This window comes from Robertmurraya korlensis NBRC 107688 (assembly GCF_001591645.1).
Classification (GTDB): domain Bacteria; phylum Bacillota; class Bacilli; order Bacillales; family Cytobacillaceae; genus Robertmurraya_A.
The window spans coordinates 1-13,087 of record NZ_BCVH01000031.1; the positions used below are offsets into that span (position 1 = coordinate 1).

Annotated in this window: 12 protein-coding genes; all 12 read right to left on the minus strand. The window is 39.3% G+C overall.

Annotated features, from left to right (window positions below; translation table 11 throughout):
• Positions 1 to 33 precede the first annotated feature (33 nt).
• Positions 34 to 1,326 carry an adenylosuccinate synthase gene (locus BKO01S_RS22140; RefSeq protein ID WP_066059758.1) on the minus strand — a complete coding sequence of 431 codons (1,293 nt, stop codon included), beginning with the start codon at positions 1,324 to 1,326 and terminating at the stop codon, positions 34 to 36.
• A gap of 192 nt (positions 1,327 to 1,518) precedes the next feature.
• The gene (gene dnaB / locus BKO01S_RS22145) at positions 1,519 to 2,883 is read right to left on the minus strand and encodes a replicative DNA helicase (RefSeq protein WP_066059761.1); all 1,365 of its coding nucleotides are present in this window, start codon (positions 2,881 to 2,883) and stop codon (positions 1,519 to 1,521) included.
• Positions 2,884 to 3,012: 129 nt separating this feature from the next.
• A complete protein-coding gene (gene rplI, locus BKO01S_RS22150; RefSeq protein WP_066059763.1) occupies positions 3,013 to 3,462 on the minus strand; it encodes a 50S ribosomal protein L9 in 450 nt (149 codons plus the stop codon).
• Entirely contained in the window at positions 3,459 to 5,432 is a 1,974-nt protein-coding gene (locus BKO01S_RS22155; protein ID WP_066059765.1) for a DHH family phosphoesterase, read from the minus strand. The genes rplI and BKO01S_RS22155 overlap by 4 nt, the downstream gene beginning before the upstream one ends.
• Before the next feature lie 28 nt (positions 5,433 to 5,460).
• Positions 5,461 to 6,399, minus strand: coding sequence for a YybS family protein (locus BKO01S_RS22160; RefSeq protein WP_066059767.1), 939 nt, complete (start codon positions 6,397 to 6,399; stop codon positions 5,461 to 5,463).
• Positions 6,400 to 6,525: 126 nt separating this feature from the next.
• Positions 6,526 to 6,765, minus strand: coding sequence for a 30S ribosomal protein S18 (rpsR, locus tag BKO01S_RS22165; RefSeq protein ID WP_066059822.1), 240 nt, complete (start codon positions 6,763 to 6,765; stop codon positions 6,526 to 6,528).
• Between the two features lie 51 nt (positions 6,766 to 6,816).
• On the minus strand, positions 6,817 to 7,338 hold the full coding sequence (gene ssb / locus BKO01S_RS22170) for a single-stranded DNA-binding protein (protein ID WP_066059769.1): 522 nt from the start codon (positions 7,336 to 7,338) through the stop codon (positions 6,817 to 6,819).
• 72 nt (positions 7,339 to 7,410) lie between these two features.
• On the minus strand, positions 7,411 to 7,698 hold the full coding sequence (gene rpsF, locus BKO01S_RS22175) for a 30S ribosomal protein S6 (RefSeq protein WP_066059771.1): 288 nt from the start codon (positions 7,696 to 7,698) through the stop codon (positions 7,411 to 7,413).
• 127 nt (positions 7,699 to 7,825) lie between these two features.
• The gene (locus BKO01S_RS22180; RefSeq protein ID WP_066059774.1) at positions 7,826 to 8,977 is read right to left on the minus strand and encodes a glycosyltransferase family 4 protein; all 1,152 of its coding nucleotides are present in this window, start codon (positions 8,975 to 8,977) and stop codon (positions 7,826 to 7,828) included.
• Between the two features lie 11 nt (positions 8,978 to 8,988).
• Positions 8,989 to 9,510 (minus strand): phosphatase PAP2 family protein, encoded by a 522-nt coding sequence (locus tag BKO01S_RS22185; RefSeq protein ID WP_066059775.1) that lies wholly within the window; start codon positions 9,508 to 9,510, stop codon positions 8,989 to 8,991.
• A gap of 178 nt (positions 9,511 to 9,688) precedes the next feature.
• Complete coding sequence (ychF, locus tag BKO01S_RS22190; protein WP_066059777.1) at positions 9,689 to 10,789, minus strand: redox-regulated ATPase YchF; 1,101 nt, start codon at positions 10,787 to 10,789, stop codon at positions 9,689 to 9,691.
• Between the two features lie 268 nt (positions 10,790 to 11,057).
• Positions 11,058 to 13,082: a molybdopterin-dependent oxidoreductase gene (locus BKO01S_RS22195; RefSeq protein WP_066059781.1), complete on the minus strand. Its 2,025-nt coding sequence runs from the start codon at positions 13,080 to 13,082 to the stop codon at positions 11,058 to 11,060.
• Positions 13,083 to 13,087 lie beyond the last annotated feature (5 nt).

Below are 13,087 nucleotides of genomic sequence, written 5' to 3' on the forward strand. Positions count from 1 at the left end.
CTATTTACTGTGGCGATTTTAAAATCAACTGGATTAACTTTGTCTCCAAGGGTTTAACACAACATTTGTTTGTGTACGGTCAGGACCTACAGAGAAGATTGATAAAGGAATACCTGTTAATTGTGCAATTCTCTCTAAGTAGTGACGGGCATTTGCTGGAAGCTCTGCAAGTGATTTGCAGCCTGTGATATCCTCCGTCCAGCCTGGTAGCTCTTCGAATACTGGCTCACACTCTGCCAATACTTTTAAGCTTGCTGGGAACTCCTCGATCACTTCTCCATTGTATCGGTAAGCTACACAAATTTTTAATGTTTCAATTCCTGTTAACACATCAATTGAGTTTAGAGATAAATCTGTAATTCCACTTACTCTTCTTGCATGTCTTACCACTACGCTATCAAACCAACCTACACGGCGTGGGCGACCTGTAGTTGTACCGTATTCACGGCCCACCTCACGAATTTGGTGGCCGATTTCGTTATCTAATTCCGTTGGGAAAGGTCCATCTCCTACACGAGTCGTATAGGCTTTAGACACTCCTACTACATGCTTAATTTTTGTTGGACCAACACCTGATCCGATAGTTACTCCACCTGCTACAGGATTAGAAGACGTAACAAACGGGTATGTACCTTGGTCAATATCAAGCATAACCCCTTGAGCGCCTTCAAAAAGAACGCGACGACCTTCATCAAGTGCATCATTTAATACAACTGATGTATCACAAACATAGTGCTTAATTTGCTGACCATATTCATAATACTCATCAAGAATGTCTTCAATTTTAAAGCCTTCTGTCTCATAAATACGCTCAAGCAAACGGTTTTTCTCGTCTAAATTACGCGCTAGCTTTTCCTCGAATACTTCACGGTCAAGAAGATCTGCAATACGGATTCCGATACGTGCTGCCTTGTCCATATAAGCAGGACCAATCCCCTTTTTTGTTGTACCTATCTTATTTGCTCCCTTGCTTTCTTCCTCTACTTCATCAAGGCGCAAATGGTATGGCAATATGACATGAGCACGATTGCTCACGCGAAGATTATCTGTTGTAACACCCTTGTCATGTAAGTAAGCAAGCTCTTTTACTAAAGCTTTTGGGTCGACTACCATCCCATTTCCAATAACACAAGCCTTATCACTATAAAAGATCCCAGAAGGAATTAGATGTAGCTTATACGTTTCTCCGCCGAACTTGATCGTATGACCGGCATTATTTCCTCCTTGGTAACGAGCGATCACTTCTGCATTTTCTGATAAAAAGTCTGTGATCTTTCCTTTTCCCTCGTCTCCCCATTGTGTTCCAACTACAACTACTGATGACATATAACAGCACCTCCAAAGGTAACTAACATATTTTCGTGCAAATCAAACATCATTAGTTTACCAATGTGGACGGTTAAAAGTCAATAAAACACGAACGATTTTTGTAAGATTAATATTTTTTGTTCGTAATTAATTCGTTTTTCATAGAAAAAAGACTAGCCAGTTCAGCTAATCTTTTATTATTCTAATCTATTAAGCTCCAGGTGGAACTCCATTATCATCAAAACGCCGCTCCAAGTTAACAAACTTATTATATTCCTTCACAAACGCTAAAGATACCGTTCCAGTCGGTCCATTACGCTGCTTCGCAATAATGATTTCGATAATGTTCTTACTTTCCGATTCACGATCATAATAATCATCACGATATAAAAAGGCAATTACGTCGGCATCCTGCTCAATACTTCCGGATTCACGAATATCTGACATCATTGGTCGTTTATCTTGACGCTGTTCTACTCCACGCGAAAGCTGTGATAAGGCAATAACAGGAACTTTCAGCTCACGAGCAAGAGCCTTTAAGGAACGGGAGATTTCTGATACCTCTTGTTGTCGGTTCTCGCCAGAACGCCCACTTCCTAGTATTAGCTGTAGGTAGTCGATTAGAATCATCCCCAAGCCATGCTCCTGCTTTAAACGGCGACATTTTGAACGAATATCTGTAATCCTTACTCCTGGGGTATCGTCGATAAAAATTCCTGCATTCGATAGGCTTCCCATTGCCATCGTTAGCTTGCCCCAGTCCTCATCTGTTAATGAACCCGTTCTAAGCCTTTGTGCATCAATATTTCCTTCTGCACAAAGCAAACGCATCACAAGCTGTTCAGCACCCATCTCAAGACTAAAAATAGCAATATTTTCACCGGTTTTTGATGCGACGTTTTGCGCAATATTTAAGGCAAAGGCTGTTTTACCAACGGATGGACGTGCTCCTACAATGATTAAATCATTCCGTTGAAACCCTGCTGTCATACGGTCGAGCTCTGAGAACCCTGTTGCTAAACCCGTTACTTCACCCACGCGGTTATTCATGACTTCAATATTGTCATATGTTCGGACAAGAACGTCCTTTATATTGTGAAAAGCACCCGCATTTTTTCGTCCGGATACTTCTAAAATACTTTTCTCTGCTTCTCCTAACAAAACCTCAACTTCGTCTTCACGCGTATAACCATCTGTAGCAATGGTGGTTGCGGTACGGATCAATCGTCGAAGCAATGATTTTTCCTCAACTATTTTAGCATAGTATTCTATATTAGCAGCTGTCGGAACTGAACCAGCTAATTCACTTAAATAGCTTACACCACCCGTGTCTTCAAGGAGCTTCGCAGCTGAAAGCTCTTCTGTCACTGTTATTAAATCAACAGCTTTTCCTTTATCGCTCAGCTGTAACATCATTTGGAATATTTTCTGATGCGCCGCTCGATAAAAATCATCAGGAATCAATATTTCTGAAGCCATTGTAAGAGAAGATGGTTCTAAAAATATCGCACCTAAAACCGCCTGCTCAGCCTCTATATTTTGAGGAGGGAGACGGTCAGCATATAAATCATTCATTTATAGTAACCTCCCTTTGCTTTCCTAGAGGATATGATGAAAACTAGAAAAAATGTGACCAGAAAAACGGGTCACATTTTGTTTGATACTCTATTTTATCATGAATATACCGAAATGGAACTTCCAAATTTAGTTTACTTCTTTTACGTGTACGTTTAACGTAGCTTGAACTTCGGTATGAAGCTTTACTGGTACTTTTGTATAACCTAAAGAACGGATCGCATCTTCTAGTTCAATTTTACGCTTGTCAATTTTAATATTATGCTTTTTTTGCAGCTCTTCTGCAATTTGCTTACTAGTGATAGAACCAAAAAGTCGTCCGCCTTCACCAGCTTTTGCACTTAATTCTACTGTGACTTTTTCAATCGTTTCTTTTAGTTGTTTTGCCTCAGCAAGTTCTTCTGCTGCAAGTTTTTCTTGTTTCTTTTTCTGACCCTCAAGTGTGCTAACATTGGTTGAATTAGCTTCTACAGCCAATCCTTGTTTAATCAAGAAGTTATGTGCGTACCCATCAGCAACATTTTTTACTTCCCCTTTTTTCCCTTTTCCTTTAACATCCTTCAAAAAGATTACTTTCATTCTTTCTTTCTCCCTTCCATATAATCGTGTATGGCCATTTGCAGTCTTTCTTCCGCTTCCTCAATTGTTACTTCCGTTAACTGCGTTGCTGCATTTGTTAAATGGCCTCCACCATCGAGATTTTCCATAATAATTTGGACATTCACATCACCCAATGACCTTGCACTGATTCCTACGGTCTGATCAGATCGCTTCGAGATCACAAATGACGCTTGAATTCCATCCATTGTCAGCAGTGTATCTGCCGTTTGTGCAATTAATATTTGGTCAATAACCTGTATATTATTTCCTTTTGCAATGGCTATTCCCTTTTTATAAAAATAAACGGTTTCAATCAACTTTGCACGCTTTAAGAATGAATCTACGTCTTCTTTTAAGAACTTTTGTACCAGAACGGTGTCTGCCCCTTGCCCTCTTAAATAAGAGGCTGCATCAAAGGTTCTAGCTCCTGTACGAAGAGTAAAGCTTTTCGTATCAACAATTATACCAGCTAAAAGTGCTGTTGCTTCAAGCATATCCACTTTTCCACGCTTTGGTTGGTATTCCAGTAACTCTGTTACGAGCTCCGCTGTTGATGACGCATATGGTTCCATATAAACAAGAAGTGGACTTTGAATGAACTCTTCTCCCCGTCTATGATGGTCGATGACCACAACATGGTCAATTTTTGATAATAACCTCTCTTCAATGACTAATGAAGGCTTATGCGTATCAACAATCACTAACAGCGTGTCCTCGGTTGCGAGCTCCAAAGCTTGTTCTGGCGTAACAAACCGCTCAAAAAGAGATTCATTCTTTTTGATCTCTTCTAATAGCCTTTGAACACCGGTATCAATATCGTTCGGATTCAAGACGATATAAGCATCACGTTCATTCATTTGGGCTACCTTCTGTATACCTATCGAAGCTCCTATCGCGTCCATATCCGGGCTTTTATGTCCCATGATAATTACCTTATCACTTTCTGTAACTAGCTCCTTTAGAGCATGTGAAATGACCCTTGCACGCACCCTCGTCCGTTTTTCTACCGGATTCGTCTTTCCTCCAAAAAATTTAACCTTTCCATTCGTTAGCTTTATAGCGACCTGATCACCACCACGCCCAAGTGCTAAATCAAGACTAGATTGTGCTAACGAACCTAGTTCTGGTAGCGATGATACACCAGAACCAACACCAATACTTAACGTTAATGGGACGTTTAGCTTTGAAGTCGTTTCCCTTACGTCATCAAGAACAGAGAATTTCCCTTTCTCGAGCAACTGTAAGATATTTTCACTAAACACACCAATAAACCGTTCGGAAGAAATTCTTTTTAGGAAGACTCCATTTTCCTGTGCCCACTTATTTAGAATGGATGTAACCATGCTATTCAGACTACTTCTGGTCTGGTCTTCCATTCCTTGTGTTAATTCATCATAATTATCTAAGAAAATAATTGCAATGACGGTTCGTTCGTCCTCATATAACTTTTCTATTTCTATTTGCTCCGTTACATCAAAGAAATAGAGAAGTCTTTCCTCTGGACGATGAATAACTTTAAATTTCCGTTCAAGAATCGTGATAATTTCTGTTTCAACATCTTGCTTAATTAAAGGAATAAGTGATTCGCCTACATCATAGAGAGACCTACCAACGAGTGTGTCCTCATCAAAGCAAGAAGCTAAGAACGGATTCGTCCACTCAATATAGTAGTCATCATTAATTAACATAATACCAATTGGCATTTCCATGAGCGCTTCCTCGCCCACTTTTTTCACTCGATAGGATAATGTAGTTATGTATTCTTCCATTTCTTTTCTTTGTTTTCTTTCAAGCTGAAAGATATAGAAAAAGGGAAGGAAAGCTACGATTAATCCGATTAAGCCTAGTAACCAATTATACACAGCAATTAACCCGAGAAGCACCACTGTTATGGCAATTAATGCATAGATGGGGTAGCGAATCGATCGCTTTTCTAGATAAGAAGGCATTATTTCAGCTCCCACACAGTAGTGTATTTTATTGACTCTTTAACCTCTTTCTTAAATCAAAGCCTAAATCAATTATACCTAATATCCGCACAATATAAAGTAATTGTGGTAATAACAAGACACCAATTGTGAACATTATTGGTACTACCTTGGGCAATTTCTTTGCAAAACAAAAGAAATAAATCAAAGCCAAACCTTGTAAAACCATTAACCATTGAAGCAAAAAAGCAATGTTTACAATTGCCATAAATGCAAAACTTCCCTCTTCTGGGTTAAACACCATAGAGGCGATAATGGAAAATAAATAGATCCATAAAATACTTTTTGGTAACTGAAGATTACGAAATGGTTTCCAATCCATTATTTCAACTTGGAAGCGTTTGGCAACAGGAAAACTAACCAGTTGAATAAAGAACACGGCAAGAAATGCAGCGATGACAAATAAGGTAGGTTTTAAAAATCTCCCCGCCTCAATGCCAGCAAGTAATTCCTCCATCTGTTCTTCATTTGGGGTTTGCCCTAATGATTCCATTATGGAAACGGATGATTCAATTGAAGTTTTCGCAGCTTCTATCGTTTCATCAATAAAATCAATTTGGAAAAAAGCAACTGAAATCACATAGGTCATTACGACAGTAATTAGAAAAGCTATTGAACCAACAAAATAAATCGCTTCCCTGCTTTTCTTCTCTCTTATAAAATCCCCCATTACTAAGCCTGTTAGACCAAAGGAAATGGCTACAGGGATGGCAAATACTGTTCCTACAATCATTGAAATTAGTATGGAAGCAACAAAGAACACAAGCATACTTTTTCGATCATTTTTATAAGCGAAAAGAATAAATGGTAATACCAAGAATAAATTTGTAACCATGCCTAATATGGGCATATACGTCGTTAACATGAGAAGAGCAGCATAGATAGCTAGTAACAGCGCCCCAGTTGTTAACTGTCGAACATTCTTCAATCCCTCACCTCATTTAATTGCATCACTTCTATTTTATCTAGTTCTAGGCACAGATTCAACTCATACAAATTGACTGGGGGAAGCATAATAAAAAAAGACACCACTAAGGGTGTCTTTCTCCGTTCATTATTCACCAGTAACGTATGGTAGTAATGCCATAGTACGTGAGCGCTTAATAGCAACTGTTAATTTACGTTGGTATTTAGCGTTCGTACCTGTTACACGACGAGGTAAAATTTTACCACGCTCAGAGATGAATTTCTTAAGAAGATCTACATCTTTGTAATCGATATGAGTGATTCCGTTTGCTGTAAAGAAGCAAACTTTACGACGCTTAGCGCGTCCACCTCTACGTCCTCCGCCCATTGCCATGAGTATTTCCCTCCTTTTTATGATAGGTATCGTATTCCCAAGGATTTAGAACGGTAAATCATCATCTGAAATGTCGATTTGACCACCGTCATTTGCAAATGGGTCTTCATCCATTCTAGTATAGCCTTGGTTATTATTATTGTTGTTTCTATATGGTTGATTCTGATTGTTATTCCCGTATGGTGAAGCTTCTCTTTGACCTCCGAAGCCTCCTGCGTTTCCGCCAGGAGCAGAACCACCAGAAGCACCTCTTGGCTCTAAGAATTGAACACTTTCAGCTAATACTTCAGTGACATATACTCGCTTACCATCTTGTCCATCATAGCTACGTGTTTGAACACGACCATCTACGCCAGCAAGACTACCTTTTTTCAAGAAGTTTGCTACGTTTTCTGCAGGTTTACGCCAAATCACACAGTTGATGAAATCTGCTTCTCTTTCTCCTTGCTGATTCGTAAAAGTACGATTTACCGCAAGGGTAAAAGTAGCAACAGGAACCCCATTTGGTGTATAGCGTAATTCAGGATCTTTCGTCAACCGACCGACTAGAACAACACGATTCATCATCAGAATCAACCCCCTTTCTTCTACGTCTAATGTTTCACGTGAAACATCACGTTTAGAAGTGCTTATCTATTCTTATTTTTCGTCTTTAGTAACCATATGGCGGATAATATCTTCGCTAATTTTTGCTAAGCGAGAGAATTCTTCCACTGCAGCTGCATCAGAGTTAACTTTTACAAGTTGGTAGTAGCCATCACGGAAATCATTGATTTCGTATGCAAGACGACGCTTACCCCACTCTTTTGATTCAGTAAGTTCCGCACCATTATCAGTTAAGATTGTGTTAAAACGCTCAACTAAGGCTTTTTTAGCCTCATCTTCAATGTTTGGGCGGATGATGTACATAATTTCGTACGCTCTCATCACGTTCACCTCCTTTTGGTCTAAACGGCCCAATTGGGCAAGGAGCAATATTCATTACTCACAAGAAGAAATTATATCACAGCAAGAAACGAAACACAAGATTAGTTTGAATATACTCATAGAATGGTCAAGCATTCTTTTTATATTTCGTGAAATGTTGCTTAATTGTTTGTTCACACTCACTTATTAATTGATCAAATATCCCTTCCCATGTCTGCTTCAGAGCATACTCACGCGCATTTTTTGCCATGATCAACCTGCTCACTTTATCGCTAAGTAATTGTTCCATTTGATCAATAAAATTTTGATAATCACCGGCCCTGCAAATCTTTCCTGTCTTATTATGTTCAACAATTCCACACACTCCTCCACGATCGGAAACAACAGCAGGCGTTCCGCTCGCAAGTGCCTCAAGCACAACATTTCCAAATGTCTCCGTTTGAGAAGGAAATACTAATAAATCACTAGCTGTATAACAGGAAGCAAGCTCACTTCCACTTAAATAACCCGTCATTGTTACATTTCCTCTTTCATTCAAATGACTGGATAATTCCTCAAAACTAGGACCGTCCCCCACAATAAGCCAGTGGACCTTTTCTCTCCATTCCATTGAAGTATGTTCAATGATCTTTTGTAATGTTGTTAGGTCTTTTTCTGGTGCAAGTCTACCTACATAAAGGAGAATCTGGGGTTCTTGTATATTGTATTTCTCACGTATATTTACCGTTTGATTAAATGGATGAAAAAGGGAACAATCTACACCTCTCGTCCAGATAGATAGATTAGAGAATTCTTTCGTTTGGAGATGGGTTAACGTCTCCTGAGAGGGAACAAAAATTCGTTCTGAGTGTGAGTAAAACCATTTTAAATATCGCCATAGAATGGGAGATATCCAACTAAGTTTGTAATAATCCAAGTATTGATCAAAATGTGTGTGATAAGAAGAAATGATAGGGATATTCAACTTTTTAGCTGCGTGGGAGCCTAGTACTCCCATTGTTAACGGTGTAGCTACGTGGATAAAGTCTGGAGAAAATACTTGTATTCTATCTAAGATCGTATTCGGAAGAGCTAATGCCGTTCGACACTCAGGGTAAATAAAAAAAGGGATGCTCATGAATTGATGAACATAGGGATACGTATGATTCCCCTCTAATTCGGGTGTAAATATTTCTACTGTATGCCCTTTTTGTAATAAGTAATCAGAGTATCTTTTCAATGATTTCGCTACACCGTTTACTTGCGGGAAAAATGTATCAGTAAAAATAGCTATTCTCATAATGATCCCCCCTAAAAAAATAAATGACAGAATCCTATTGCTGTGAATGCACCTAATAACGAACCAGCTAACACATCAGTTGGGTAATGGACGCCTAAAATGACACGAGAAAGTGCAACCATAATCGCTATAGGAAACAAAAAAGGAGCTAAAAATGGATCAAATAAGATAAAAGGTGTAACAACAGAGAATATGGCTGTAGAATGGCCAGACGGAAAGGAAGGATCCTTTAAGGTTGGCCCGTGTAAAGTAGCTTGTAAGTCAGATAAATGAGGTCTAAGTCGGCGAAACTGCCTCTTTGCGTAAAAGACAAACAAATGACTGATCGTTAAAGAAAAATAAACGACGATCACTACTTCTCTTAGCTCTAAAGGACCGAACAGCCAAATAATTAAAGGGATACCAATCGATGCTATCGCGCTACCTAGATGAGTGATCCATTTAAAAATTTGAATAAGGAATAATGGCTGCTTGTTTAATAAGTAAAAAATGATTTCATCAGATTTCACAATCCAATCCACGGTTTTCTTCACTTATACACCCACCTTTCTAATGTTTTCAGTGTAAGTGCAAAACATTGAATCAGGGTTGATTTACTGTTAAGAAAACGTAAAAAAACCACCCTGATTTACTCAAGATGGTTTTGATTTTATAAGATAAGAAAGTATAAGAGATTTTCACTTTGAGAATTGTCTAGCTCCAGCGCTTTTCTTATACGTTAAATCGGAAATGGATGATATCTCCGTCTTTTACTTCGTATTCTTTCCCTTCCAAACGAACTTTACCAGCTTCCTTAGCAGCAGCCATTGTACCACCAGCTAGTAAATCTTCATAAGCAACGGTTTCTGCACGAATGAATCCACGCTCAAAATCAGAGTGAATGACTCCCGCACATTGAGGAGCCTTCATCCCTTTACGGAACGTCCATGCACGAACTTCCTGTACTCCAGCCGTAAAGTATGTTGCTAATCCTAGTAAATGGTAAGCCGCACGAATAAGCTGATCAAGTCCCGATTCCTCGATACCTAGCTCTGACAGGAACATTTCCTTCTCTTCGCCTTCAAGCTCCGCAATTTCTTCTTCTATCTTTGCACAAACGACAATTACTTGTGCATTGTCCTTTTCAGCAAACTCTCTTACTTTTTGAACATATTCATTTGAAGAAGGATCAGCAACGTCATCTTCACCTACGTTAGCTACATATAGTACAGGTTTGATGGTTAGCAAGTGAAGCTGCTTTACTACCTTCATTTGCTCTTCGGTAAACTCAACTGTACGAGCAGGCTTGTCTGCTTCAAAAGCTTCTTTAAGCTTTTCAAGGATTTCCGCTTCAAATACAGCATCCTTATCCTTTTGCTTGGCCATTTTTCCAACACGTGCAAGTCTTTTTTCAACTGATTCAAGATCAGCTAAAATTAATTCAAGATTAATCGTTTCGATATCGTCAATAGGATCTACCTTACCCGATACGTGAGTGATATTATCATCAGCAAAGCATCGTACAACTTGGCAAATCGCGTCCACTTCACGAATATGAGATAGGAACTTATTACCAAGTCCTTCCCCTTTGCTTGCACCCTTTACAATCCCAGCAATATCCGTAAATTCAAACGTTGTAGGAACTGTTTTTTTCGGTTGTACAAGCTCTGTTAATTTTTCTAGTCTTTCATCAGGAACTTCAACAATTCCTACGTTAGGATCAATTGTACAGAATGGATAGTTAGCTGATTCTGCACCTGCTTGTGTAATCGCATTAAATAATGTAGATTTCCCCACGTTCGGTAAACCTACGATTCCTGCTGTTAGTGCCATCCAAGTCACTCCTCATTTATATATTCGCACCAAAATTCGTCGATACAACTATATCAATTCAATTCATTTTTTCTAGTTTTAAAAGCCTTTAGCCTTAAACAATTATAGAGATATGAAGCCAAAAAAACAAGCGAAGAAAAGCGGAAGCAGCTCGGTAAGCCCGACAGGCATAAGTTGAAGCACGGAGGAAAGCCTGCCTTCTGGAGAGATTTAGCTTATGACCCCGAGGGGGCTAGCTGCTGGAGCTGGACAAACAAGAAGAAGCCACCTAATTGGCAGCTTCTTCTTGTTCTATTTTCCTTATATTTACCAAGCAATCATATAACGTACTTCCCAGTCCGTTATCTGATTCTTCACTTGGGGTGAGGAGATTGACCGACCCACCATATTTCTTCCAAATACCCTCATCTATATTGATAGTATTAGGATGTGCATTGGAGAGGATATGAACATATCCTTTCACCTTTCCCCGATCATTCCATACTTCAATAAAATCATTTTCTGCTAGATTCAGACTCTCTGCAATATTTGAGGCCAATTCAACTTGAAGTTTTGGCTGTTGCGCAAATAAATGATAGTGTTGAGAATGGTTGGAGCGCATTGGATGAATCGTCAGTAGCTGATACGGATATTTCTTTGCTAAGTCAGGAGTTGTGACGATCGACTCATTTGGTAAGGATAAAGCCAGACGACCATCCTCTCCCTTTTGAACCGCATGACTAGAAAGAAATTCATATTTCCCGCTAGGTGTTTTAAAATGGAAATCACTCCAAGGAACCTCATCTACCGGTAGCTCGACATGATGATCCTCTTTAAACGTTTGAAGGGTAATCCCTTTATCCTCTAAATGTTGAATGGCCATGGTCATCCATTCATCTCTAGTAAAGTTGAAATCCTCTCCAAATCCGAGTCGCTTTGCTAACTCTGTCCATATCCATAAATCGGATTTTGCTTCCCCAGGTGCTTCAACAAGCTTGGGGCCATAGTTCGCATAATGATGATACATGGAAGAATAATAAATATCTTCCTCTTCAAATGCTGTTGTTGTTGGAAGAATATAATCAGCCAGTTCTGCTGTATCTGTCATGAACGAATCAATGACTACTACTGTATCAACAGAAGAAAATGCTTGAATCATCTCATTGGTATTGGGAACCTGAGCAATTGGATTCCCACAAGTAACAATGATCATATCAATCATTGGGTTAACCGCTTCTACAATCCCTTTTGCCTGCTTCATCATCGTAAAATTTCGAGCTTCTTTCCGTCGATCTTGTAATGTTAATTCACCGAGTTGGAAGCTCTGTCCAACTTGCTTATTCGCATAATTCGCTCCACCGCCACGAATGCCAATATTTCCGCTTATCGCAACTAGCGCATCAATCAGGCGAATGGTATTTCCACCATTTCCATACCTCTGCATACCTAAGCCTAAATAGGTTGATGTTGGACGATCTCCGTATAAATAAGCAAGCTCCGTTATTACATCTATTGAAACTTCTGTTATTCTACTAATCTCATCTAGAGAAACGGTATCAATCAACTCATGAACATGGTCAAACCCAACCGTATATTTCTCAATAAAGTCGATATCAGCCAGTTTTAAACGCAAGAGTTCTTTCATCACTCCAACTGCCAAAAATCCATCTGTACCTGGCTTAACCGTAATATGTTTATTTGCAAGCTTCGCAGTTGCATTATATAACGGGTCAATTACATAGATTGTTGCTCCGTTTCGCTTTGCTTCTAGAAGTACAGAATAAAAATGCATGTTCGTTCTAGCTACATTTCTACCCCAAATAACGATGTTTTTGCTATTCAATACATCCCCTGGAGCATGACTGTAGGCATCGCCAAAGTCCCAGTTTTGCGCCTCAATCCCAGCCCCCCAACATAGGGAGCCAGTTAATTCAGTGACACCACCAAAGCAATTAAAGAAACGCTGGTCAAGATTTTTTAATAAACCTCCATTCGCATAATCATGACTATGCAAAATTGAGGTTGTTCCTTTTGTTCTTTTTAACCAGGACATCTTTTCAGCAATTTCATCAAGGGCCTGAGCCCATGATATCCTATGAAACTCATCATTCATTTTTTTTAAAGGATAAACAATCCGGTCAGTAGAATTGGTTCTAGCTTCAAGCATCCGACCTCTACCACAAATTTTCCCTTTTGTAATCGGGTGGGTTTCATCGCCTTCCACCCGCGTTACTTTTCCATCCTCAACTGTTACTTTGAATCCACAGCTGTCCCAGCAGTTTAACGGGCATGCAGAAGTATATGTTTTTGCCATTCTAT